General features: G+C 64.8%; 28 protein-coding genes. 11 read left to right on the top strand and 17 right to left on the bottom strand.

Annotated elements, in window-relative coordinates; genetic code table 11:
* Positions 1-442: 442 nt before the first annotated feature.
* The 4 genes from AB0H42_RS31070 to AB0H42_RS31055 all read left to right on the top strand — a co-directional run bounded on the left by AB0H42_RS31070 (position 443) and on the right by AB0H42_RS31055 (position 3,774).
* Positions 443-1,156: a DUF3558 domain-containing protein gene (locus tag AB0H42_RS31070; protein ID WP_357062536.1), complete on the top strand. Its 714-nt coding sequence runs from the start codon at positions 443-445 to the stop codon at positions 1,154-1,156.
* Between the two features lie 45 nt (positions 1,157-1,201).
* The gene (locus tag AB0H42_RS31065) at positions 1,202-1,654 is read left to right on the top strand and encodes a hypothetical protein (RefSeq protein WP_357062535.1); all 453 of its coding nucleotides are present in this window, start codon (positions 1,202-1,204) and stop codon (positions 1,652-1,654) included.
* Complete coding sequence (locus AB0H42_RS31060) at positions 1,651-2,829, top strand: hypothetical protein (RefSeq protein WP_357062534.1); 1,179 nt, start codon at positions 1,651-1,653, stop codon at positions 2,827-2,829. Before AB0H42_RS31065 ends, AB0H42_RS31060 begins: the two co-directional genes overlap by 4 nt.
* Positions 2,830-3,000: 171 nt before the next feature.
* On the top strand, positions 3,001-3,774 hold the full coding sequence (locus AB0H42_RS31055) for an ESX secretion-associated protein EspG (protein ID WP_357062532.1): 774 nt from the start codon (positions 3,001-3,003) through the stop codon (positions 3,772-3,774).
* A 167-nt stretch (positions 3,775-3,941) separates the two neighbouring features.
* Here the strand turns inward: AB0H42_RS31055 and AB0H42_RS31050 are convergent, their stop codons facing one another.
* Positions 3,942-4,397 carry a hypothetical protein gene (locus AB0H42_RS31050; RefSeq protein ID WP_357062531.1) on the bottom strand — a complete coding sequence of 152 codons (456 nt, stop codon included), beginning with the start codon at positions 4,395-4,397 and terminating at the stop codon, positions 3,942-3,944.
* Positions 4,387-4,650 carry a hypothetical protein gene (locus AB0H42_RS31045; RefSeq protein WP_357062530.1) on the bottom strand — a complete coding sequence of 88 codons (264 nt, stop codon included), beginning with the start codon at positions 4,648-4,650 and terminating at the stop codon, positions 4,387-4,389. Before AB0H42_RS31045 ends, AB0H42_RS31050 begins: the two co-directional genes overlap by 11 nt.
* A gap of 512 nt (positions 4,651-5,162) precedes the next feature.
* On the opposite strand from AB0H42_RS31045, the gene AB0H42_RS31040 reads away from it, so the two are divergent.
* Together AB0H42_RS31040 and AB0H42_RS31035 are read left to right on the top strand one after the other, a co-directional pair.
* Entirely contained in the window at positions 5,163-6,041 is an 879-nt protein-coding gene (locus AB0H42_RS31040) for a helix-turn-helix transcriptional regulator (RefSeq protein ID WP_357062528.1), read from the top strand.
* Positions 6,038-6,244: a DUF397 domain-containing protein gene (locus AB0H42_RS31035; RefSeq protein WP_357062526.1), complete on the top strand. Its 207-nt coding sequence runs from the start codon at positions 6,038-6,040 to the stop codon at positions 6,242-6,244. Before AB0H42_RS31040 ends, AB0H42_RS31035 begins: the two co-directional genes overlap by 4 nt.
* 58 nt (positions 6,245-6,302) lie before the next feature.
* Here the strand turns inward: AB0H42_RS31035 and AB0H42_RS31030 are convergent, their stop codons facing one another.
* From AB0H42_RS31030 to AB0H42_RS30990, 9 genes are all read right to left on the bottom strand, one after another.
* On the bottom strand, positions 6,303-6,530 hold the full coding sequence (locus tag AB0H42_RS31030) for a hypothetical protein (protein ID WP_357062525.1): 228 nt from the start codon (positions 6,528-6,530) through the stop codon (positions 6,303-6,305).
* 163 nt (positions 6,531-6,693) lie between these two features.
* Positions 6,694-7,146 carry a hypothetical protein gene (locus AB0H42_RS31025; protein ID WP_357062523.1) on the bottom strand — a complete coding sequence of 151 codons (453 nt, stop codon included), beginning with the start codon at positions 7,144-7,146 and terminating at the stop codon, positions 6,694-6,696.
* Positions 7,147-7,734: 588 nt separating this feature from the next.
* The gene (locus AB0H42_RS31020) at positions 7,735-8,397 is read right to left on the bottom strand and encodes a pentapeptide repeat-containing protein (protein ID WP_357062521.1); all 663 of its coding nucleotides are present in this window, start codon (positions 8,395-8,397) and stop codon (positions 7,735-7,737) included.
* A complete protein-coding gene (locus tag AB0H42_RS31015; protein ID WP_357062519.1) occupies positions 8,394-9,896 on the bottom strand; it encodes a hypothetical protein in 1,503 nt (500 codons plus the stop codon). Before AB0H42_RS31015 ends, AB0H42_RS31020 begins: the two co-directional genes overlap by 4 nt.
* A complete protein-coding gene (locus AB0H42_RS31010; RefSeq protein WP_357062518.1) occupies positions 9,889-10,185 on the bottom strand; it encodes a WXG100 family type VII secretion target in 297 nt (98 codons plus the stop codon). The genes AB0H42_RS31015 and AB0H42_RS31010 overlap by 8 nt, the downstream gene beginning before the upstream one ends.
* Positions 10,186-10,188: 3 nt before the next feature.
* The gene (locus AB0H42_RS31005) at positions 10,189-10,473 is read right to left on the bottom strand and encodes a WXG100 family type VII secretion target (protein ID WP_357062516.1); all 285 of its coding nucleotides are present in this window, start codon (positions 10,471-10,473) and stop codon (positions 10,189-10,191) included.
* 425 nt (positions 10,474-10,898) lie between these two features.
* The gene (locus tag AB0H42_RS31000) at positions 10,899-11,222 is read right to left on the bottom strand and encodes a DUF4143 domain-containing protein (RefSeq protein ID WP_357062553.1); all 324 of its coding nucleotides are present in this window, start codon (positions 11,220-11,222) and stop codon (positions 10,899-10,901) included.
* On the bottom strand, positions 11,180-11,527 hold the full coding sequence (locus AB0H42_RS30995; RefSeq protein WP_357062560.1) for a DUF4143 domain-containing protein: 348 nt from the start codon (positions 11,525-11,527) through the stop codon (positions 11,180-11,182). Before AB0H42_RS30995 ends, AB0H42_RS31000 begins: the two co-directional genes overlap by 43 nt.
* Before the next feature lie 110 nt (positions 11,528-11,637).
* Positions 11,638-12,642, bottom strand: a complete 1,005-nt coding sequence (locus tag AB0H42_RS30990) for a sigma-70 family RNA polymerase sigma factor (protein WP_357062514.1) — start codon at positions 12,640-12,642, stop codon at positions 11,638-11,640.
* A 305-nt stretch (positions 12,643-12,947) separates the two neighbouring features.
* Between AB0H42_RS30990 and AB0H42_RS30985 the strand changes: the two genes are divergently transcribed.
* Positions 12,948-13,367 carry a VOC family protein gene (locus AB0H42_RS30985; RefSeq protein WP_357062512.1) on the top strand — a complete coding sequence of 140 codons (420 nt, stop codon included), beginning with the start codon at positions 12,948-12,950 and terminating at the stop codon, positions 13,365-13,367.
* A gap of 158 nt (positions 13,368-13,525) precedes the next feature.
* On the opposite strand, the gene AB0H42_RS30980 is transcribed toward AB0H42_RS30985, so the two are convergent.
* Both AB0H42_RS30980 and AB0H42_RS30975 read right to left on the bottom strand, forming a co-directional pair.
* Entirely contained in the window at positions 13,526-14,788 is a 1,263-nt protein-coding gene (locus AB0H42_RS30980; protein ID WP_357062510.1) for a cytochrome P450, read from the bottom strand.
* Positions 14,789-15,094: 306 nt separating this feature from the next.
* Positions 15,095-15,877 (bottom strand): crotonase/enoyl-CoA hydratase family protein, encoded by a 783-nt coding sequence (locus AB0H42_RS30975; protein WP_051164274.1) that lies wholly within the window; start codon positions 15,875-15,877, stop codon positions 15,095-15,097.
* A 62-nt stretch (positions 15,878-15,939) separates the two neighbouring features.
* Here AB0H42_RS30975 and AB0H42_RS30970 point away from each other — a divergent pair, with 62 nt between their 5' ends.
* Complete coding sequence (locus AB0H42_RS30970; protein ID WP_357062508.1) at positions 15,940-17,586, top strand: acyl-CoA synthetase; 1,647 nt, start codon at positions 15,940-15,942, stop codon at positions 17,584-17,586.
* A 242-nt stretch (positions 17,587-17,828) separates the two neighbouring features.
* On the opposite strand, the gene AB0H42_RS30965 is transcribed toward AB0H42_RS30970, so the two are convergent.
* The 4 genes from AB0H42_RS30965 to AB0H42_RS30950 are packed head-to-tail and all read right to left on the bottom strand — an operon-like array spanning position 17,829 to position 20,894.
* On the bottom strand, positions 17,829-18,266 hold the full coding sequence (locus AB0H42_RS30965) for a PIN domain-containing protein (protein ID WP_357062506.1): 438 nt from the start codon (positions 18,264-18,266) through the stop codon (positions 17,829-17,831).
* The gene (locus AB0H42_RS30960; protein WP_357062504.1) at positions 18,256-18,513 is read right to left on the bottom strand and encodes an AbrB/MazE/SpoVT family DNA-binding domain-containing protein; all 258 of its coding nucleotides are present in this window, start codon (positions 18,511-18,513) and stop codon (positions 18,256-18,258) included. Before AB0H42_RS30960 ends, AB0H42_RS30965 begins: the two co-directional genes overlap by 11 nt.
* Before the next feature lie 59 nt (positions 18,514-18,572).
* Positions 18,573-19,679, bottom strand: coding sequence for an acyl-CoA dehydrogenase family protein (locus AB0H42_RS30955; RefSeq protein ID WP_357062503.1), 1,107 nt, complete (start codon positions 19,677-19,679; stop codon positions 18,573-18,575).
* Between the two features lie 21 nt (positions 19,680-19,700).
* The gene (locus tag AB0H42_RS30950) at positions 19,701-20,894 is read right to left on the bottom strand and encodes an acyl-CoA dehydrogenase family protein (RefSeq protein ID WP_357062501.1); all 1,194 of its coding nucleotides are present in this window, start codon (positions 20,892-20,894) and stop codon (positions 19,701-19,703) included.
* Positions 20,895-21,119: 225 nt separating this feature from the next.
* Here AB0H42_RS30950 and AB0H42_RS30945 point away from each other — a divergent pair, with 225 nt between their 5' ends.
* The 3 genes from AB0H42_RS30945 (at position 21,120) to AB0H42_RS30935 (ending at position 23,309) form a co-directional block, all read left to right on the top strand.
* Positions 21,120-21,308 (top strand): ferredoxin, encoded by a 189-nt coding sequence (locus tag AB0H42_RS30945; RefSeq protein ID WP_030522901.1) that lies wholly within the window; start codon positions 21,120-21,122, stop codon positions 21,306-21,308.
* Positions 21,309-21,352: 44 nt separating this feature from the next.
* Positions 21,353-22,258: a 3-oxoacyl-ACP reductase gene (locus AB0H42_RS30940; RefSeq protein ID WP_357062500.1), complete on the top strand. Its 906-nt coding sequence runs from the start codon at positions 21,353-21,355 to the stop codon at positions 22,256-22,258.
* Between the two features lie 286 nt (positions 22,259-22,544).
* Positions 22,545-23,309: an ABC transporter permease gene (locus tag AB0H42_RS30935; RefSeq protein ID WP_030522899.1), complete on the top strand. Its 765-nt coding sequence runs from the start codon at positions 22,545-22,547 to the stop codon at positions 23,307-23,309.

Here is a 23,309-nt window from a genome sequence, read left to right as displayed (position 1 = left end):
ACGCTCTCTTCCGATACCCGCCGGAGGCGCCCGGCGGGTATCGGGCCGCACCCGCGGCGTCACCGCGCGGTCCGGTAGGAGCCGCCCCGGGACATCCACATCGCCGAGCCGGTCCGGCGTTGTTCAGTTGCCGGTACCGCGCCGAGGACTCCCTCGGCCACCGCACTCTTGATCCGGTGCCGACTCTCCCGGCCCGGCCGGCGTCGACCACCATCGCGCGATCGCGTTTCCGCGCGGAACCGCGTCCGCTATTGCTTGTGTCCTCGGCCCGGCAGCGGGCGCATTGCCCAGCTCTGTGCCATCTTCTCCATTGTTGCGCCGGCGTCTTCGGCTGCTGGACTGCGCTGGAACGACAGCACCGAGCGGCACGCCACCGGGTGATCTCACGGCGACGGCTCACGCCGAACGGGATGGCCCGGCTCCGGGTGGTGCGGTTACAGGTATGGGGTGCGGGTGGTTCGCGGTGCGGAGGCGGTGGTTTCGCTTGCGGACGTGGACAAACGTTCGATACGGTCGCTGCAAGCTCGCGGGGGCGGAGGAGCCGGTCCGATCCTGCGGTACCAGTTCCGGGATCGGCACGCAGGGGAACGAATTGGGCATCGTGCGAAGGTCGGCGTGTGCCGTGGTGGCCGGGGCGAGTGTGGTCCTGGTGGCGGCGGGGTGCGGGACGTCTACCGGTGGTTCCGCGGAACCTTCTACGTCGGCGGGTCAGTCGGCTGCGCCGCAAGTGCCGAGTGGGTTCGATCCGTGTACCGATATCCCGCAGGAGGTACTGGATTCGGAGGGGTTGCACGTGACGGGACTCGATCTGGATCGGGATGAGATGCGGCGGGGTGATATCGCCTGGAGCGGCTGTGGCTGGGTGATGTCCGACGGTTACGCCGCGAGTGTCAGCGCGACGAACCTGACGCTCGACATGGTTCGGGAGAAGGCTGTACCGGGGGCGCGGGAAACCGCGGTCCATGGCCGAGCGGTCATCATTGCGAAGCAAGGGGGGCCGACCAGCTGCACGCTGAACGCGGAACTGGTGGGGGGAAGTTTGGAATTCTTGGTCGACAATCCGCCGTCCAACCGTCTTACTGGGGACCAGAATTCGTGCGATATCGCGACGCGCCTAGCGGAGAAGGTGCTACCGCTGATCCAGCCCGGAGCATAGAGGCGTTCATGGTGATGAGTTCGATTACCGAAATCGGGGTGGCTCGTGGCAGATGAGGAAAAGCGTCCCATGCAGGGCGTAATCGATGCGGCCAGCGAAGGCCAGTTATCGGTGTCCTTCAATAGCGACGTCCGGGTGAATGCTGAGGAATTCGTCTATATCGACCGGGACTGCGAAGCCATGAAGGACAAGATTCGGGCGATGCAACGGACCGCCGAGGGGATAGCCAGCCGCGATAAGTGGGGTTTGGGCGAGGACCCTGGTAGTTGGATACAGACCGGTAAGGTTCTGGTCTCACGGTTTCGGAGTAAAGCTCAGGGCGATGAGTCGGGGAACAGCGTCCACGCCATCCTGGAACGCCACTACCAGATCGTGGACAGCATTCAGGAGATGCATCGGGTGATCGCGCAGCGCTACCTGGATACCGATAGCGAGTTCGCGTCGCGGTACAACGAGGTCATGGCATCCGCTCCGCAGGGATTGCAGGTGCCGAAATGAGTGAAATAGGCTACGAGGAATCGCTGATCCTGAAGAACAATGCGCGGGAGAACCCCGCCGCGCATTCGCATACCGAGATCAAACAAGTCTTCGATGCGATGGATCCGATGGAGGCGACCTACGCCCGCGACGATTACGCCGCGATCGCCACCGCTTGGGAAGAGACCGTCACCGTGTTCGCCGCCCGGATCCGGCGGTCCAGCGAGTCGGCGTGGTCGGGCCCGGCGGCGGAGACGGCACGGCAGTCGATCGCCGACTACGCCACCGACGCAACGAATCTGTCGCCGGCACTGTGGGGGCTGGCCTACCGGGTCGACAATATGGTCGCCGCTGTCCTGTCGACGAAGAACGGCATGCCGGAGGTCGTGGACGATCCTCAGAGCTGGTGGGTCCCCGGGGACTGGTTCGACGGTGACGGGGGAGTGTCGGCGGCGGAACAGGGCGCCCACCAGCATATGGCCACCAACTATGTGACCCCGGCGGTTTCCGCGGATGCCCAGGTCCCGGTGCTGCCGCAGCCACGGGACCCGGTCGCGGTGGACGACGGTGGTACTCCGGGTGACACCACCACCGGTGACAACGGGCCCTCTCCGGCGGGCACCTCGCCCACGCCCGGTACGCCGGGGCAGGAAACGCCCGGGGCGGAACAGCCCGGCGAGCAGCAGCCGACCGGCGAGGACACCGGCACCACCTCGGAGGATACGCAGTCGGCGACAACCGAAACCCCGAGTACCACACCGCAAGCCACGGTGCCGAGCAACACCGGTAGCCCTGCCGTGACTCCCGCGTCGACCACCACCGGCATGCCTACCGGCACCCCGGGCAGTCCCGGTAGTCCCGCGGGGACTCCCGGGCCGGGTGCCCCCGGCCCGGGTGCCCCCGGGCCGGGCCGGACCGTACCGGGTGCGCCGTCGACCGCGGTGCCGGCGGCCACCGCCGGCACCAGGACCGCGTCCGGTTCGCCCGGGCGTAGCGGTATGCCGATGATGGGCTCGCCCGGTGCCGGCCGCGGCGGCTCCGGGGACGACGAGCGTGACCGGCAGACCCCCGACTATCTGATCAACGAGGAGAACACCCGCGAACTCCTTGGGGAGGAACCGCGGACTATTCCCGGTGGTGTGCTCGGTGCCGATGCCCCCGCCGCCGGTCCCGCCGAACGACCTCCCAGTTTCTGATCGGCCGACGGACCTCGGAGCCGCATCCCGGCCACGACACAGCGTGGACGTGGACCGGGCGTGCGGCCCGCCGACCTCGGTTGCGCTGTTCACCCCGCAACCACCCGCCCTCCGCCCCCGCTGCTCGGACCGCGGGGCCGATATCGCTCGATTGGAACGGATATCACCCGTATGGCCTGGACCTGGGAACCGGATACCTTTGCCGCGCACTGGTTCGACGAGGGCAACGACCGTATGCCCACACCCCTGCGCTACCGGAGCCGTTTCGCCACGATCGACGAGTTCGAGGCGCACCGCGCCACCGTCCGCGCCGGCGGCGATAGCGACGAACAGGAGCGGATCCGCTTGCTCGTGCAGACGCTTGCCCAGTGCGATATGCGGATCGAGATCCTGTTCGGTTCGGTGAAGCACCGGGGCGGCGACGGCCGCACCCGCAAAGATCTGCGTGTGGTCGGCGCCCGCACCTACGCACACGCCGTCGTGCTGAGCCAGACCGCGATACGGGGCGAGGACAGCGATATCCGGGCCCAGTTGTTGCGCGCCGACCAGCTTCCCGCCGCGCTCGCCGCCGCCGTCCCGCCCTGCGAACCCGGCCGCGACAAGCCCGCCACCTTCGACCTCGCGGACGTGAAACCGGTCGAGGACCCCCGGCACTCCGCCGACCCCAGAAGCGCACGCCGCCGTTTCGAACAGCTGGCCCGCCGACCGGCCGACGGCGGTGGGCACGCCATCCTCCGGCTCGGCAATTTCCATGCCACCCACAACCGCCATCGCGCATTGCAATGGTGCGATATCACCGGCGACGGCCGCTATGTCGAACAACGCAACCGCACCCACCTCGAGCTGCGTCCCGCGAGTACGCAGGGTTTCGGCGCCGTGTTCGCCGGGTGGATCGAACAGGCCGAACGCACACTCCGCGAAAACGCGGACGACGCATACTTCTGACGGGCTGCCGGGATACACCCGTGCCATCGGGTACCGGGTGCGATCCGCGCCACGCCGACCGTGTCTCCCGCGCATGGCCCGAACGTGTCTCCGCATTGCTCGAACGTGTCTCCCGCGCATCGCTCGAGCGCGGGTCGTCTGCGCAGTGGCTCGATCGAACGCGGCGTTCACCGGTAGTCCTGGGCGGTGAGCAGCGGTGGATACAAACCCTTCTCGATCAACCGGATACCGGTCCAGGGGCACGGGCGATGGCCGTGTGAGCCGATACGGCCGGTCAGGACCGGTGCGAAGTCCCGGCAGCCGCCGGGGCAGGCGATCGAGGCGATCGGCCCCCACGGTGTCCTGCCGTGATGGGTGACTATGCGCAGTTGCCGTGTGGTGATGAACGGCCCGCAACCGCACGGAGGCGCGGTGTGGCGCACCCCGACCCCGATCCATGGACACAGACCGGCGACGTTGCGGAAATGCGGTGCGATCTGCCCGCCGGTGACCAGTGCGCCGCGCAGGCAGAACAGCGAGTCGGGGCACCGGACGACGAGTTCGTCCGCGTCGTGCCGGGCGATGGCGAGCGCGATCAGCGGGACCCAGGGTTCGGTGTGCAGATCGCAAGCGTCAGCGGCCATGCCGTGCCTCGGGATGGGCCGCGCGGTATCGGGCGATGACTCCATCGATTTCGTGCTGGGTGCGGGTCTGGTACTCGCTACCGGCGTCGAGGTCGCGCAGGCTGCGGGCAACTCGTTCGAGCACGCCGAGGTCGTAGCATTCGGCCGCCCGCCAGAGTCGCGCCGCCGCCTCTTTCGTCCGGCGGCTGGGCGGCGTTCGCTGCGGTAGGGCGGGTGCCCACGTCTCGGGCCGCTCGGTGTGGATCCCCGGCATGGTTGCCTCCGATCGTCGATCGATTCTCGTTGGGCCGTGCTCTTCTGCCGGGCCCCAGTAGAGCGGAAGCACCATTGAATCCGGCCGCGCAGCGAAGGATCCGATCGAATTGATACGAAGGCCGAGAGCGCAATCCGCTGCTCGCGCGGCGCTCATCCATGGATCGAAGCGGGCGCATCCAAAGAAAACGGATGCCGCTTGTGGATATCGGTGCGATACAGAACAGATGGGTTATCGGGAGGTCTGCCGGGTTCCCGCCGGGTTTTGTTCCCGACGACATCGAGGTCACGCGGACGCCGGGTGTGGGCGAAATGCCGGGGATGGATGTGCCCGGCCGGCCCAGCTGTTCCAGTGTGGAACTGTCGTTTCGGGATGGAACGATTCTTGTTGATGCAGTTGTATTTCGGCCCGATCGGATGCGACTATCAGCGGGCGCCGGGGCGGCATGGGGATGATCCGATCAGACCGGTCAGAACGAATTCGAGGGCGTGATCCAGGGAAAGCAGGTTGTCATGGCAGATATCGGCTCGACCCTTCCGCGTCGCCAAGTGGGGCGATATCTGCGGGACCTACGGCAGGGCGCCGGGCTCACGATCGCGGAACTGGCGCGGCGTATCGAACGCGGCGCCACCACTGTGCAACGCCTGGAAACAGGAGCGGCGGATCGAATCCGGCTCTGGGATATCGAAGCGATCTGCCGTGTATGCGGTGCCGACGAAACAACGATCGACGCTCTGAAAGGCCTCGCCCAACAGGGCAACAGCAAGAGCTGGTGGCATCAGTACGGCGATCTGATCCCGCTGAAGTTCGACGTGTACATGGGGCTGGAAGCGGGAGCGCGGAAGCTGACTTCCTTTCAGGAACTCGTGCCCGGGCTATTGCAGACACCGGAATACGCGCGGACGCTGACTCGGCTTGCACACCCGGCGGAGCCGGACAGCGAGATCGCTCGGCGAGTCGAGTTACGCGGGCGCCGACAGATCATGCTGACGAAGAAGAACGATCCTGTTCTGTTCGATGTCGTCCTGGATGAATCGGTGCTGCACAGGGTGATCGGAAGCCGCCGAATCATGGAAGCGCAGCTGCGACACCTGGCGGATATAGGGACCCGAGCAAATATCGGTATCCGAATCCTTCCGTTCGGTACCGGTGTGCCTCTAGGAGACCTGACCGGGCCGTTCACCATCTTGGACTTCGATGGTTCTATGAGTGCCGCTCCCATCGAGCCACCCGTGGTCTATGCCGAGGGCTACACGGGCGCCATGTACTTCGACGATCTCGCACTCATCGAGCGGTATAGGGGCGCGCATCTGGGCCTGGGCCGGGTAGCGTTGGGTGAGCAGGAAAGCAGGCAACTGCTTCGCGAGAAGGCAAGGGAGTTCGCACGGTGAGCTTTGATCGTTCCGAAACCCACTGGTTCAAGAGCAGCTACAGCGGCGGCAGCCAAGACTGTGTCGAAGTTGCGTTCATCGAGGGGGATGTGGTGGGTGTACGCGATTCCAAGGATCGCAGCGGCCCGGCTTTGTCTTTCTCCTCCGCGGCTTGGGACATGTTCACCTTGAGCGCCCGTTCCGGTCGTTTCGACCGGCCGTAGCTCACAACTCGGAGATTCGCCCCTGTGGCCCGGCTGTACCGGAGCCGGTGACAGGTAGCTATTGAGCGAGTCGCCAGAGGGCGTCCATCGGGACCGCCTCTGGTTTGGGCCCGAAGGGCAAGGTTCGTTCGCCGGTGTAGAGGACGTAGCCCGCGACGAACTCGTTATCCGGTTTCTGCGCGAGGTTGCGCAGGCCGGTGAGATCCGCGGTCCGTACTGTTGCCGCGGCCTTGACCTCCACTCCGACGACCCGGCCGTCGGGGGTGGGAGGGGGCGCGTACTCCACCCGGACGGCATCACCAGTGCGGTTGGGCGGTGGCTCTTGACGCCGATACCGCGTGTTTGCATCTTGCGGCCGCTACCGCGTCGGGGCGTCCCGTCTGCTCCCGCTGGGATGCGGCTACCCGGCGCCTTCCAATTGACCTCGTCAACGCCACCGTCTCGTTCACCTAATACCGCCGATACGGCGGATAGCCCCAGTCGGCAGCGTTCAGGTACGGATCATCGAACCACGGGTCGCCGTATGTCTCGTATGGGTCCCCCATCTCTGCGAGTCGGTCCCGGCCCCGGACAGTGATCGCTGCTCGAAACAATTCGTTCGGGCCGAGATCGGCTTCATGCACCGTCAGCGCACCCTCTACACCGTTATATCCGTGAGCGATACGGTGAATCGCTTCTTCCACAGGAACATCCCAAGGGACCCAAGCCGGATCCCCATCGGATATATTCCCAATTTCTATATATCCACGAACGAGGAACTCGCGCACCAATTCGATCACATACTCTCTCGAGTACTCCTCCGGGGCAAATTTGCGAGCATGCTCGACGAACTCCCCTAGTTGCGCCCAGTCATCAGAAATAGCGTATAAGAGGAAATTCTCATAAGCAGGATCTATGTTCATGGAAGATGGACCTTTACCGGCTTTGTCTTACCCGGATAGTATATGTCGATGGTACGGCCGCCCGACGTACTCTCCTCTCTTGATCCGATTTTCGTTCCATCCGGGAGCTGCTTCACCTCCCCCTTGTAATTCGGCAATGACGAAGGTGTTCCTTCCCGGCTTAAATCCTTGTAGAGATCCACAAGTTCCTGCTCGGTTCGCAACTTGGTTAGATCGCCGGCCCTGCCGAGATCCAACCTGACCGCACCTACCGGTTTCCGATCTGAAACGCAGGCAGTCGTCCTGCATCGCGGGGCACTGCTCGACCACGAGATCGAAGACCATGAGGGGTTCCGGGTCACCACCGATGCGCGCTGTTCTGGAAACAGTGGATGCCGGAATGGGCCAGGACGTGATCGGCTCGCAGTGACCGAGCTTCTCGATCGTGGCTCCAGCAGCCGCTGGCGCCTGCTACTCCACTTCGGGCGGACTTCGTCCTCGAATATGCAGGCTATCTTCCGATCGCGATTATCGAGGTCAAACGGACCAGGATCGACGTCCACGCCGGTATCGAGCAGGCGCGTCAGATCCGAAATTGCTATCAGTCGTTTATCGGTAAACATGGACCTCATGGGCACCCTGATCGGCGAGCCAGGATTCCAAAGGTGGCCCGGAAATCGGATTCGGTTTGGTCACTCCGATGTCTACCGGTCCGAATATTTTCCCACGTGCATTGCTCAGTAGCGCATTTGCAAGCCTGCAACCATCGAAATCTGTCGAACCTAAATTGCAGTCCCGTAGATCTGCGCCGGTGAGATTTGCGTCCGAAAAACTGGCAGAATGAAGATTTGCACCACGTAAGAACGCATAGCGTAAATCGGCATCATCGAAAGATGCTCCCTGTAATTGAGCTCCATTCAAAACAACTCCCACCCCTGAGCATCCGGTCGCTTGCACCTTCCGGAGATCCGACCGGGACAGGTCGGCTCCATCCAGATTTGCGTATCTGAGCCAGGACTGGTACAAGTCGGCCTCGATTACCCGAACGCCCCGCAAATTTGCCTCGTTCAGCGCGGCGCCCTGCAAGAACAACCCGGAGAGGTCAGCGCCGGTAAAATCGCATTCGTCTGCGGCCAGCAGAATGTCTACTGTCAGATCTCTCGAAGGCTGGTCGGCCAGCGCATCCAAGTATTCCACCAGCGTTTGCCGCGCACGAGCATCTTCAGGCCAAATTCGCACACGCACATCAGAGTGCTCGCCCTTGCTGTTCATCGACCCCAAACCACCTTTCCTTGCCACTCAGGTCGATTCGACACCAGTTGTTCCAAATGAATCTTCCTCGCAGGTGTCATTCCATCTGGATCGATAAGAACATTCTCTCCCGTTGCGAGGTCCTTCTCGATCATCTTTACAAACTTATCATCAGTTTGAGGGTTAGGAATCTCCTTGCCAGCGTCAGGTCGATAGCTGGGCTGATGGTCAGGTGAGCTCTTGACATCCCAGCGTTGGCCGTTGGAATCTACGAATTCTCCCTGGTCTTCTCCATTCGGACCGGGCTGAGCTCTGGTAATAGGACCAGCGAGTTGGCCGTCATGCTCCGCTGCGAGGCCAATCTCGGCCTCTCGTTGTGACTGGGGGTTTATTTTCCCGTTCTTCGCGGGATCTTTCGCCAGTTCATCGAGGCGGCGTTGATAGTCGCTGCTTCCGGGTGTATTGCTGGGATTCCCGGGGCTGTTGCCCGTCCCGTCATCATCGATAAGGACTTTCATGGCGATGATGGCACCGAGGGAGGTGAGGGTGTTGCCGAGGTCGGGGACCGCGTCGAAGGCGCGGATGGTCCCGACGGCGCCGGCTGCCGCGGTCGCGAGTCCGACCGCTTTGAACAATCGGCTGGCTTGATAGGCGTTGCGGATTGCGTTGATGCAGTTGCCCACCATCACGGTCACGCCGCCGCCGGCTGCGGCGGCCGAAGCTCCCCAGGTGAAGAATGCTGCGGCGGCAGCGGCGACCACTGTGATACCCACTGCCCATTCGGTATTGGTAATCTGCCTGCTGATTTCTCCGCGGACCTCGACCATTCCCGAGTGGTAGACGCCAACAGGTGTGGCGAGGTTCTGCGTGGCGGCGGCCAGTTGGTCCGCGCTACCGCGCAGGGTTTCCAGATGGTCCAGGACCGGCTGCAGATTGGTTTTGTCCTGGATGGTGTCGAACAGCCCCACGATCGTGCTGATCCGGCCTGCGGTCCCGGTGACCGTGTCGTGTCCGGCGAAGGTCTGCCACGCCTGGGCTGCCTTGGCGAGGCCGTCGACATCACCGTTGGGCAGTTTGCCGAATTCGTTCATGATGCCGGCGATGAGGGCGTCGAAGAGTTCCTGCACCCCGCCCTGATGGTCGATGCCGAGGCCGTTGTCGCGCACCGAGGTCGGGATGCTGACCTTGTGTTCGGTCATCTCCTGGACCTGCGGGCGCGGCGGTGCCGGATTTGCCTTGCCGTTGATGCCGTAGTTGTATCCGGTCGCGTACAGCACGTACCCGAAGTTGGTCAGTGCATCCGCCAGGTTCGTGCACGCCTGCATCGTTTCCCGTGCGGACTGGTCATAGGCCTGGCCCCACTCCTTGCAGCCGGGCGCGTCGCCGGCCATCCCGGCGCAATCACCTTTGACCGCGTCGTGGACCGGTTTGTCGGCCGCGCGCAGTTCGGTGGCCAGGTCGTGGCATTTCTTGGCGGCGTCGTAATAGATCTGCCAGTCGATCCGGAGCGGGTCACCCACGCAGCATCCTGCTGTTCAGGTCGATCGCGCGCGTGTACCGGTCGTGGGCCGCCTTGGCTGCGTCGGAAGCTGTGCGGACGCCGTCGGCAAACTCGCGGGCGCCGGTGGACCATTGCCGGTGCGCATCGGCATACGCGCGCGCCGCGAGGCCTTCCCAGCCGGTGCCCTGCAAGGTGGCCACTTTGTCGTCGATATCGTCGAGGTTGTCACTGAGGAAGCCTGCCAAATCTCTCAGTTTGCCGACGATGTGGTCGAGATGGTCGAGATCGACCTGGAATTCCGAGGGCACGGTTCACAACCTCAAACTGCTGAAACCGTCGGCGGTACCGTCGTCCGTGGCCTCGAAAGTGTCGGCGTTGACGCCCAGTTTCTCCGCTATGCCGGTCAGCGCGTCGATGATCTGCATTCCACCATCGCGCACATCGGACCACCCCGTCGCGAACTCGGCGGCGTCGTCACCGGCCCAGGAACCGTCGGTCAGCGAATCCACTTCGGACCCAGCAGATTCCAACGCCCCTCGCAACGTGTCGGCCAGGCCGTACACATACCTACCGACGGTACGAACCTGTTCAGGCACAACTGATACGTCCGGTAGGCCAGGAGTCCCCCCAGGATCACTCACAGATCCGGACTATAACGGTGCGGTCCCACGGTGTCGACCTTGTTCATCCGATCGCCGCAACCTCTCGATCCTGTCAGAGCAGGGTCAGATCGGTGCTGTCGTCGGCCGAAGCGCGCCCCAGTCGTGCCCTCTCGGCCGAGCGGGAGTGATCGCTTTGTCCGGTGCCTTGACCTCGATGTACCCGGTTATCGAACCGTCAACGCGCACACCGTGGTCCGGTCGGACTCGGCGCTCCGTGTCGCGCACCTCGTCGTGGAATACAGCCGCGATCTCGAGATGGGAACCAATCGCGCCGAGTAGTCCTTCCAAGGGAGATCGGATCGCTGCTTCCCGATCCCCCGGACCCGCCAGCTTGTCACAGGTGACAGGCAGTTATGCAGCTATGGAGCGAGCCGCCAGAGGACGTCCATCGGGATCGCCCGTAGCTTGGGCCCGAATGGCAAGGTCTGTTTGCCGGTGTAGAGGATGTAGCCCGCGACGAACCTGTCCTCCAGTTTTTGCGCGAGATTGCGCAGGCCGGTGAGATCCTCGGTTCGTACTGTTGCCCCGGCCTCGACCTCCACTCCGACGACACGGCCGTCGGGGGTCTCCAGCACCACGTCGACTTCGACCTTGTCCTTGGTGCGATAGTGATACATGCGCGCTCGCTGTCGCGCCCAGGTCAGTTGTCGCGCGAGTTCCATTGCCACGAAGTTTTCCAGCATCGGACCGGCGGCACCGCCGGGGTCGTCCATATGCGCGGCGTCCTGTCCGAGGAGGTGCCGGCGATTCCGGAATCGACGAATGCGAGGTTGGGGGTTCCGATCGCCCGGAAGGTCGGCCCGGGTGACCACGCGGGAATACTCTTGATCAGGAAAACCGAGTGCAGCAACTCGATATAGCGCACCACCGTGGTCCGGGAAAGGCCCGACTGGCCAGCCAAAGTTCCCGGTACCAGTAGATTGCCCACCCGCCCCGCGAGCAGTGCCGGCAGCTTCAACATTTCGCCGTGCCGCTCGATGATGATCATCTGGACGCGGTCCAGCTGATCACTTGGACGGTAGGTCGGTGGTCATCTGGTCGGTAGGCCCGTGGTCACTTGGACGGTACCGAGACGGTCAGGTGGTGGGGTGGCGGTCGTCAGGCCGGTTCGCCCACCGGTTCCTCCGTCCATTCCAGTGGCAGATCGAACAGCGGGAACAAGCGCTCGGTGTCGAGGAAGAAATTGAGACCGGTGATCACGCCGTCGCGCATCTCCAGCACCGTGATCGACCACGGTGTCCACCGGCCCGGCTCGCCGCTCGGTTTGTAGTGGCCGAACGCGGGATGGCCGTTGGCCCCGGCCAGCGGAACCAGCCGCGAATTCCGGCAGGCCGCACCGGTACCGAGCATGAAGGCGGCCACGTTCTCGGGCCCGGAAATCCAGAGATCGAAGGGCGGCATCGATAGCGCCACATCGCTTTTCAGCAGCGAGGTGAGCGCGTCCATATCGTAGGACTCGAACGCCGTCACGAAATTCTCGACCAGTTCGCGCTGGCCTTTATCGGTTTCGTCGTAGGTATCGGTATCGGCGGGCTTGACCTTGCTCATGGTGGCGCGGGCCCGCTGCAGGGCGCTGTTCACCGAGGCAGTGCTCATGGTGAGTGCTTCGGCGGTCTCGTTGGCGGAGAAGCGCAGGACCTCGCGCATGATCAAGATGGCGCGCTGAGTGGCGGGCAGATGCTGGCAGGCGGCGACGAACGCCAGGCGCAGGCTGTCCTTGGCGGTGGCGTGCGCGGCGGGATCGGCGCCGAAGGCGAGCGAGTTGGGGATGGGCTCGACCCACACGTAGTCCGGCTGCGGGGGCGGCAAGGGCCGGTCCGGTGTCGACGCGCCGGACAGATCCATCGGCCGCGCGCGGCGCTGCGGGCCGTCGAGCATATCCAGGCAGATATTGGTGGTGATCTTGTAGAGCCAGGATCGCAGGCTGGCCCGGCCTTCGAAGGAGTCGTAGGACTTCCAGGCTCGGGTGAAAGCGTCCTGGACGGCGTCCTCGGCCTCGAAGGACGACCCCAGCATGCGGTAGGCGTAGGCGCACAATTCCCGTCTGTGCACCTCGAAGGATCTCATGACATCGGCATCGACAGTGCCGGTCTGCTCGCTCATGCGTGCCACTGTGGCACAGGGCACCGACATGTGAACAGGGGATGAAACGCGCCCTTTTTCGGTCGGTTTCACAGCGGTATCACCGGGCCCCAGCTGCCACAGTCCGCAGCGCGCCGGCCGGTTGTCCTCGCCCGTACCGTCGGCTTCGGCCGGGTCGACTCCGCTCCGCGGGCCGAGGTTCCGAGACCGGTGGCGAGCGTTGTTTCTTCGGGATCGGTCCGGGGACGATTATTTTCCGGGTCGGGCCGCGTCTGAACCTTTGCAGCCGGCGAAACGCAGACCACCCTCCCGAAAGGATCGACACCGTGAGCAGCAAGATGATTTTCGTGAATTTACCCGTCACCGACCTGGGGCGGTCCAAAAACTTCTACGAGGCGCTCGGGTGGAAGGTCAACGACGATTTCACCGACGACAATGCCGCCTGCATCGTGGTCGACGACAATATCTGCCTGATGCTGCTGACCCATGGGCATTTCGCCACCTTCAGCCGGCGGCCGATCGCCGATACCCGGGCCGCCACCGGCGCCGCCTACGCGCTGTCGCTGAGCAGCGACGAGGAGGTCGACCGGCTGACCGCGGCCGCGGTGGCCGCCGGTGGTACCGAGGAGATCAATACCGACAAGCAGGCCCAGGAGGCGCAGGTCGGCATGCACGGCCGGACCTTCCTGGACCCCGACGGTCACCAGTGGGAGCCGTTCTACATGAATTACCCCGGCGCGGAGTAGAACCCCGGCTACCGCTGGATACCGCGGCCGGCGCAAGGCCGACCGGCTGTTCGGCTGTAGCTCGGGCCACAGCCGAACGGCCCGAACACGCTCTGCCGGACCAGGTGCGGTCCGGCCGGCTCATCCAGCGCTGATGTCGCAGGCCCACAACGGTGCGATCACGCGAGCGCCCCGAGCTCCCGTAGGTTGTTCAGTGCTGTCCGGATATCAAAGGTGACCTCGGCTTTCTCGACCACATCCACCACGCGTGGGACACGCACCCAGTCGGTCAGTTCGTAGTGGCCGAGGATGCTGCCCACGGTGCGCAGCACGACATCGGCTTCGTATCGTGCGAGGGGGGCGCCTACGCAGTAGTGCAGACCACGACCGAATCCGAGATTGGTCACCTTGGCCCGCCGGCCCGGTTCGAATCGATCAGCGTCCTCGCCGAAAGCTTCCGGATCGCGATTGCCCGCTTCCCAGTGCAGGGTAACCACGGAATTCCGCTCGATCACGAAATCATCCAATTCGACGGACTTCATACACACCGCGACGTTGGCGGGGAACGGAGTGAAGCGCAACGATTCGTTGATGACATTGTGCCGCCACGAGGCGCCGTCGGGGCCGAGGTTGCTCAGTAGGCTGGATTGCAGGCCGGCTTCGGCGAGGAGGCCGAGCATCAACGCGGTCAGGGTCGCCGTGGTATCACGGCCCGCCGACCAGCAACCGAAGATGAGGCCGTGCTTCTCGTCGCGCGAAATGAGTCCGGCGTCATGGGCCGCGGCGATCTCCGCGAGCAGCCCACCGCCACCAGCGTCACGATGCTCGGCGATGATGCGATCGAAGTACGGACGAACTTCCGGACCCTCGGGCCGGAGCATCTCGGCGAAGCTCGTACGAGTCCGTACGTCGTCGAGGTAGGTCTTGATGAATGCCTCGTCCTCGGGGCCGTGGGGGAACCCGGCAAGCTCGGACATGGTGTGGAATGCCAGTGTGTCGGTGAACTGGGCGAAGTCTATGGTCCCGGTACCCTGCGCGCCGTGTTTCTCCTGTTGTTCCAGGACGTGGCCGGTCAGCAACTCCACAGCCGTCTGCTCGATCCACGGGCCGAGCTCGCGGATGGAGCGGTTGGAGAGATATCCCTCCAGAACGCCACGCAGGGTCGCATGCCTTCCCGGTGATCCGTCGAACTCCTGGGGCGCCGATGCCCATGGGAAATGCCATGAGACATGAACATCACCCCCGGGTAGGTCGACACCCATCGCGGCCATCACCTGCCGATGGGCCGACAGCGCTTGGCTGAAGAAACCCCGCTTCTCGTGATCGGTTATGGCCACCAGATCGCGGTACCTGGTGATGTGGATACCGCTTTCGTCGGCGAAGGGTGCTCCGGGCACGCCATACGGCGCGGGCCGCATCGGTTCGGAAGGTTTCCGTCCCACAATGGCTCCTGAATCCTGTGGTCCGCGCATCGTGGGACATTGCTGCTGTGCGTTGAGCCACCGGATGCGCGAGGTGAATGAGCGAGCGCATTCAACCACGAGGCATGCGGGTACCGAGACACCGATTACCGCTGCTGGTAAGACCGATCGGGAAGTCGGGATCATCGCTTCAGGAACGGCAGGTTCGGTGCCCACCGCGGCTGCCCCGGTAGGCGTTCGGCGTTTCCAGCGGGGAGCGCGCGCCCCGGCGTATCCGGGTGTCGGGGCGCGCGGTACCGGTCGGCGACGTGGCCGCCGGGAAGATCTCTACTTGCCGCTGAAGTTCGGCTTGCGCTTTTCCTTGAACGCCTTGGGGCCCTCCTTGGCGTCGGCGGACTGGAAGACCGCCATACCGAGTTTGGCGTCGATCTGGAAGGCCTCTTCCTCGGGGATGCATTCGCTGTCGCGGATGGTCTGCAGGATCGCCTGCACCGCGAGGGGGCCGTTGGCCGCGATGAGGTCCGCCAGTTCGAGCGCCTTGTCCAGCGCCTGGCCGTCCGGCACCACATGGCCGATGAGGCCGATGTCCTTGGCCTCGGCGGCGCTCAGATGCCGGCCGGTGAGCAGAATATCGGCGGCAACCGTGTAGGGGACCTGACGGACCAGCCGGACCGCGGAGCCGCCCAGCGGGAAGAGGCCCCAGCGCGCTTCGGACACCCCGAACTTCGCGCTTTCGCCCGCGACCCGGATATCGGTGCCCTGCAGGATCTCGGTGCCGCCGGCGATGGCGGCGCCCTCGACCGCCGCGATCAGCGGTTTGGTGAGTCGGCGGCCCTTCAGCAGGGCCTCGATCTTCGACAGGTCCCAGCCCCCGCCCGCGAACGAATCACCAGGGTGCTGCTGGGTCATGCCCTTGAGGTCGGCGCCCGCGCAGAAGGCCCCGCCCGCGCCGGTCAGGATCGCGACGCGGATGTCCGGATCGCTGTCGACCTGATCCCAGGCGTCCCGCATGATCGCCATCATCTCGGTCGAGAGCGCGTTGCGCGCCTCGGGGCGGTTCATGGTGACGATGAGGACATGGCCGCGCTTCTCGACGAGGCATTGAGGCATCGTTGTTTCTCCTGTTACTCGGACCCTTGCCAGAAACAGTAACACGTTCTATTTTTGACCTTGTGACGTACAACATAGCCGACCTCGTCGAACACACCATCGACCTTGTGCCGGACCGGGTTGCGCTGGCTGACGACCACCGCTCGGTGACCTTCGCACAATTGGAGGACCGTGCGAACCGGCTGGCGCACTACCTGCTGGAACACGGTGTCCAGCCGGGCGACAAGGTCGGTATCTACTCGCGCAACACCATCGAGGCCGTGGAGTCGATGCTGGCGGTGTTCAAAGCGCGGGCGGTGATGGTCAACGTCAACTTCCGCTACGTCGAGAACGAGTTGCAGTACATCTTCGAGAATTCGGACATGGTGGCGCTCATCCACGAGCGGCGCTACACCGACAAGGTGGTGAACGTCCGGTCGAAGGTCCCGCAGCTGAAAGCGGTGCTGATCGTCGACGACGGCACGGACGCTGCCACGCCCGCGGACGCGGTGGGCTACGAAGCGGCACTGGCGGAGTCGTCGGGTGAGCGGGATTTCGGCGATCGGTCCAACGACGACATCTTCATGATCTACACCGGCGGCACCACCGGTATGCCCAAGGGCGTGATGTGGCGGCACGAGGACTGGTGGCGGGTACTCGGCGGCGGTATCAACTTCATGACCGGGGAGTACGTCCAGGACGAATGGCAGCAGGCCAAAACCGGCGCGGCCGGCGGCCAGATGGTGCGCTACCCGATTCCGCCGCTCATCCACGGTGGTTCGCAGACCGCGGTCTTCCACGGTCTGTTCGACGGTGGCAAGACCATCATGATCCCGGAGTTCGACGCGCACGTCGTCTGGCAGGCCGTGGACACGCACGGCATCAACATGATCTTCATAACCGGCGACGCCATGGCCCGGCCGATGCTGGACGCGCTGAAGGCCGGCCATCCGGAAACCGGTGAGCCCTACCAGCACGCCAACCTGTGGGCGATGGCCAGCAGCGCGGCCCTGTTCTCGCCCGCCCTCAAGGACGAGTACATCGACCTGCTCCCGAATACCGTGATCACCGATTCGATCGGCTCCTCGGAAACCGGTTTCGGGGGTATCTCGATCGCCGCCAAGGGGGCTACCCACACCGGCGGTCCGCGGGTGAAGATCGATGCCTCCACCGCGGTGATCGACGAGAACGGCAAGCCGGTCGTCCCGGGATCCGGGCAGACCGGTGTGCTGGCGCGCAAGGGTCATATCCCGATCGGGTACTACAACGACCCGGTGAAAACCGCGGCGACCTTCAAGGAGTACGACGGTGTCCGCTACTCCATCCCCGGCGACTGGGCCCGGGTGGAGGAGGACGGTTCGGTCACCATGCTCGGCCGCGGGTCGGTCAGCATTAACAGCGGTGGCGAGAAGATCTACCCCGAAGAAGTCGAGGGTGCGCTGAAATGCCATCCCGAGGTATTCGACGCGCTGGTGGTCGGCGTCCCGGACGAGCGCTGGGGGCAGCGGGTGGCGGCCGTGGTGCAGTGCCGTGGCGACAAACGCCCCACCCTGGAGGAATTGCGCCCGGTGCTGACCCGGGAGATCTCCTCCTACAAGCTGCCCCGCAGCCTGTGGTTCGTCGACGAGATCAAGCGGTCGCCGGCGGGTAAGCCCGACTACAAATGGGCCAAGGCGCAGACCGAGGAGCGCGACGCCGACGAGCACGGGTCGGCGGGTAACGCCTCGTAGCTTGGTCCGGAGTGGGAAGGCCGCCGGACGACCGGCGGCCTATTGCACATGTCCTCCGATCTATCCTGGCTCGAAGGAATCCAGAACTGGAGGGCAGGCGGGGTGTGGAGCAATTCGCCGACGACGTGCAGCCGAATGAGTCCGACGAACGTTCACGGTTGTTCGATCGAGCCGCAGACTACGTCCTGGCGGTGAGCGTCGAGCTGAATCGGAGGCTCACCTGAGGGGTGTGCGGCTTTCGTTCACTGCATTGGAACGATCAAATCCACCGTCGGGAAGTATCCCTTGAAACGTTGCCCGTCCCGCGTCAGCAGCCGGTAACCGGCCATCGCGGCGTGCGCGCCGATATAGAAGTCGGGCATGGGGGAGCGTTTCGTGCCGTCGTTTCGCCGATAGCGCTGGTAGGCCTTGCCTGCCAGGAAACCGGCTCGGAAGGGCAATGGTTCCCGGACGAAGTGCTCGGCCGGTAGCAAGCTGTCCAGCAGTTCGACCGTGTCGTAGCCGACCGACACTTCTGCGTACACTATTGGATTGATCACTACCCGTCCGAAGTCGACTGCCTCGGCCAGTCTTTCCGCCGACCACTGCGCCCAATTCTTGTCGTCGGTCAGCACGTCCAGTAGTACGCAGGAGTCGACCAGCGTTGTCGGGCCACCGATCGAACGCAGGTTAGTCGCCACGAAGCAGTTCCATGATCTCGTCGGTGCTCATACCCTCGATCTCTTTGCTGTCGGCGGTGCCGCGCATCCGATCGACCAGCCGCTGGCCGCGGCTGGGGGTGTTATCGCTCCGGATGATCCGGAGTGCGCCATCGACTTCGATCACCTCCACGTCGTCGCCCTCGCGAAGGTTGAACCTCGCACGTAAGGCCGAGGGGATGGTGACCTGCCCTTTGCTGTTGAGTATCACCGCGCGCTCTCCCGTCATACGTAATACGTGTATTACGTAATACTACGCGCGGTGATATCGCTCGACAAGGTGGCAGCTCAGGCGGACTCCGGGACGTACTGCGCCAGGGGGAGCAGGTGGTTGGTGGCCCCGCCCAGGGCGAACTCGTTGCGGGTGGCGGCGGTGAAGTAGTTGTGCGCGATGTGGTCGCGGTCGATACCGACGCCGCCGTGTACGTGGACCAAAGTGTGGGCGACCTGGTGGCCCGCCTCGGCGGCCCAGAACTTCGCGGTGTGCACGGCCCCGGTGGCGTCCAGGCCCTCGGCGAGCTGCCAGGCGGCCTGGGTGACGGTCAGACGCAGGCCCTGGAGGCTGATGTAGCTGTCGGACAGGCGCTGGGCCACGGCCTGGAAGCTGCCGATGGCGCGGCCGAACTGTTCGCGTTCGCGGGCGTAGCCGGCGACCAGTTCCAGAGAGCGTTCGAGGGTGCCCAGCTGCTGGGCGGCCAGGCCGAGCCAGGCGCGGTCGAGCAGCCAGTCCAGGATCCGGGCGCCGTCGTCGACGGTGCCGAGCAGTTCGGCCGGGGCGTCGGTGAACTCCACCAGCGATTCGGCGCTACGGTCGGTCACCTGCTGGGCGGTCACAGTGACGGAGGCGGCCGCGGGGTCGACCAGGAAGACGGCGGCGACTCCGGACACCGTCGCGGGGACCAGGATCCGGGCCGCGCGGTCGGCGACCGGGACCGTGGTCTTGGTGCCGGTGACGCGCCAGCCGCCGTCGGTTTCGGTGGCGGTCGTGGTGGGGCGGGCCGGTTCCCAGTTGTGCTCTTCGGCCAGTGCCACGGTCAGGATCGCGGTGCCCGCCCCGGCGTCGGTGGCGAGCTGCTGCTGCGCGGCGGACCCGAACTCGGCCAGCGCGCCCGCGCCCAGGACGACCGACCACAGGTAGGGGACCGCGGCGACGTACTTGCCGAGTTCGCGCAGGATCGCGGTCTGCTCGAGCGCACCGAAGCCGTTGCCGCCCACTTCCTCGGGCAGGGCGGCGGCGAGCACGCCGGTCTCCGCCAGCGATTTCCACAGCGGCTCGTCGAATTTCGCGGTCCCGCCGTCCAATTCGCGCAGGCGGTCGGCGGTGACCAGTTTGTCGCAGACCTCGCCGGTGAGCCGGGCCAGATCCGTCTGGGCTTCGGTGGGGGTGAAATCCATGGTGAACTCCTGAATCGGGGGTCAGCGGCCGGAGGCGGGCTGCTTCAGAGCGGTCATCGCGATGATGTCGCGTTGCACCTCGTTGGTGCCGCCGCCGAAGGTGAGGATCAGGGCGGCGCGATGCATCCGCTCGAGCCGGCCGCGCAGGACCGAACCGGGGGAGTCCTGCCGCAGCGCGGCCTGCGGGCCGAGCACCTCCATGAGCAGCCGGTAGGCCTCGGTGGACAGTTCGGTGCCGTAGACCTTGCAGGCCGAGGCGTCCCACGGGCGCGGCGCGGCGTCCCCGCCCGCGTCCGCGCGGCTGGCGATCTCCCAGTTCATCAACTTCAGGTATTCGACCTTGGCGTGCACTCGGGCCAGATTGAGCTGCACCCATTCACGGTCGAAGATCCGGGAGCCGTCCGCCGCCTTGGTCTCCTTCGCCCACGCGGTCGTCTGGGCCAGTGCCAGCTGCAGCGCGGCGGCGGAGGTCAGGGCGACCCGTTCGTGGTTGAGCTGATTGGTGACCAGCGGCCAGCCGCCGTTCTCCGGACCGACCAGCGAGGTGACCGGGACCCGCACATCCTGGTAATAGGTCGCGCTGGTGTCGGGGCCGGCCATGGTGTGCACCGGGGTCCAGGAGAAGCCTTCGGCGTCGGTGGGCACGATCAGCATGCTGATGCCCTTGTGCTTCTTGGCAGTGGGGTCGGTCCGCACGGCCAGCCAGATGTAGTCGGCGTAGGCGATGAGGCTGGTCCACATCTTCTGTCCGTTGATCACGTAGTCGTCGCCGTCGCGCACCGCGGTAGTGCGCAGACTCGCGAGGTCGGTGCCCGCGCCGGGCTCGGAGTAGCCGATGGCGAAGTGCAACTCACCGGCGGCGATCTTGGGCAGGAAGAACTTCTTCTGCTCGGCGCTGCCGTAGTGCATGATCGTCGGCGCGACCGAGTTGATGGTCAGGAACGGCACCGGGGCGCCCGCGATGGCGGCTTCGTCGGTAAAGATCAGCTGATCCAGCATGGGCCGGTTCTGGCCGCCGAACTCCTCGGGCCAGCCCAGGGCGAGCCAGCCGTCGCGGCCCATCTCCGCGACGACCTCGCGGTACACATTGCCCTGGCCGTACTCGCCGGTCTGGGAGCTGAGCGCGGCCCGCCGCTCGGGGGTGATCAGCCGCGCGAAGTATTCGCGCAACTCGGCGCGTAGCCGGTCATGTTCCGGGGTATACGCAATGCGCATGGCGGTACCTCGAGCCTTCGTTCTACGGGATTGGAGATGGGCCGGGATGTGGGATCGCGCCGCGCTCACCCTCTGAGAGCGCGGAATGGATCTCCGATACCTTGCTCCGATCATTGCATATGCACTGAAACATGTTCCAGTATTGAAGGGTAATCAGCCCATGTAGCCCGTCTCGTCGGCCGTCGCTTGTTAGGCTTCGGCCATAGGGCGGGAAAAGGAGTTTCGATGAAGGTCAGCGTTGACTTCGATCAGTGCGAAGCGAACGGAATCTGTGCGGGAATCGCTCCCGACGTCTTTGAACTCGATGACGAGGACATGCTGCACGTCGCCGAGGGCGAGGTTGCGCCCGATCAGGAGTCGCAAGTGGCCGAAGCGGTCGCGCAATGCCCGAAAGCGGCGTTGCGGTTGCTGTGAATCGGCTCTTGCCGTGAATAAGAACACGTTCTAGAGTCGGCCCGGTGAGCGATACAGATACCAGCCTTGCCAGGCGAGTTGCGATCGTGACCGGAGCGGGTGCGGGCCTCGGTAAGGCCGAAGCGCTCGCCCTGGCCGCAGCCGGGGCCTCGGTCGTGGTCAATGACCTGGCCGAGTCCGACGCCGTGTCCGAGACGCTGGAGCAGGTACGGGCACTCGGCGCCAAGGCCGAGTTCGTGGCCGGCAGTGTCGCCGAGCGGTCCACCGCCGACGCCTTGATCGCCGCGGCCACCGAATCCTTCGGCGGCCTGGATATCGTGGTCAACAACGCGGGTATCACCCGCGACAAGATGCTGTTCAACATGTCCGACGAGGACTGGGACGCGGTCCTCGCGGTACATCTGCGCGGGCATTTCCTGCTGACCCGCAATGCCGGTGCCTATTGGCGGACGAAGTCGAAAGAAGCCGGTGCGCCGGTCTACGGCCGGATCGTCAATACCTCTTCCGAGGCCGGTCTGCTCGGTCCGGAGGGGCAGGCCAACTACGCCGCCGCCAAGGCCGGTATCACCGCTCTCACGCTGTCCGCCTCGCGTGCGCTGAACCGGTTCGGTGTCCGGGCCAATGCCATCTGCCCGCGGGCGCGCACCGCTATGACCGAACAGGTCTTCAGCGCGGCCCCCGAGGGCGAGATCGATCCGCTCTCGCCCGAGCATGTGGCGCGATTGGTGGCCTACCTGGCCTCTCCCGCGGCCGAGGCGGTCAACGGACAGGTGTTCGTCGTGTACGGACCCATGGTCGCGTTGATGGCCGCGCCGGAGGTCGAGCGGCGGTTCGACGCCGCGGGCGCGCAGTGGTCAGGTGACGATCTGGCCACCACGCTGACCGGTTACTTCGCCGGGCGCGAAGAAGGTCGTACGTTCTCTGCAACGGCTCTGCACGAACTGGGTTGAGTGTCGGCATCGGAGCGGGTGGCGGGGTCTCGGCCTCGGCTGTTGAACAACCGTCCAGTTATTGGTAAACAGGGTGGTCGTGCTGTGCCCGGCCTCACACAATGATGCTCAAGGCGTATGAATCGTGTTTCAATCCCGCTGTCTGGGATTGAAACAAATTTCCAGTTCAGAAGCCTCAAAATGGCCCCAATCAGGAAATGAACATGTTCTACTTATCGGGGCGTGCGCCGGGGTGTCTCCCGAGCTGCCGCCAGCGGGACCAGTAGTCGGGCAAGGAGGATCTACAGTGACCGAGGTCCTTACCGTGCCATTGCGGGCCGTCGGCGGATTCTTCGAACTCGCCGCGGCTGTGGCCCGGGCGAGTCTGCGCCGGCCCTTCCAGATGCGCGAGTTCATCGACCAGTCGTGGTTCGTCGCGCGAGTGTCCATCATCCCGACACTCCTCGTGGCCATACCCTTCACCGTGCTGGTGAGTTTCACCCTGAACATCCTGCTGCGTGAGATCGGCGCCGCCGACCTCAGCGGCGCGGGCGCGGCCTTCGGCGCGGTCACCCAGGTCGGCCCGATCGTCACCGTGCTCATCGTGGCGGGAGCCGGCGCCACCGCCATCTGCGCGGACCTCGGGGCCCGCACCATCCGTGAAGAGATCGACGCCATGAAGGTGCTCGGTATCGACCCCATCCACCGCCTGGTGGTCCCCCGCGTGCTGGCGTCGATGTTCGTGGCGCTGCTGCTGAACAGCCTGGTGTGCACCATCGGCATCGTGGGCGGATTTCTCTTCTCGGTCTATCTGCAGGATGTGAACCCCGGCGCGTTCGTCAACGGCATCACCCTGCTGACCCATCTCCCCGAATTGCTCATCTCCGCGGTCAAGGCCGGCCTTTTCGGTTTGATCGCCGGCCTGGTGGCCTGCTACCTGGGTTTGAATGTCAAAGGTGGTCCCAAAAGTGTCGGTGATGCGGTGAACCAGACAGTGGTTTTCGCCTTCATGGCGCTGTTCGTGGTGAATGTCGTCGTCACCGCCGTCGGCCTCAAATTCGCGGTGCGGTGA

The organism is Nocardia sp. NPDC050799 (assembly GCF_040654015.1).
Classification (GTDB): Bacteria; Actinomycetota; Actinomycetes; order Mycobacteriales; family Mycobacteriaceae; genus Nocardia.
Note: the sequence above shows the minus strand (reverse complement) of the source record. Positions and strands in the feature narration are given on the sequence as shown.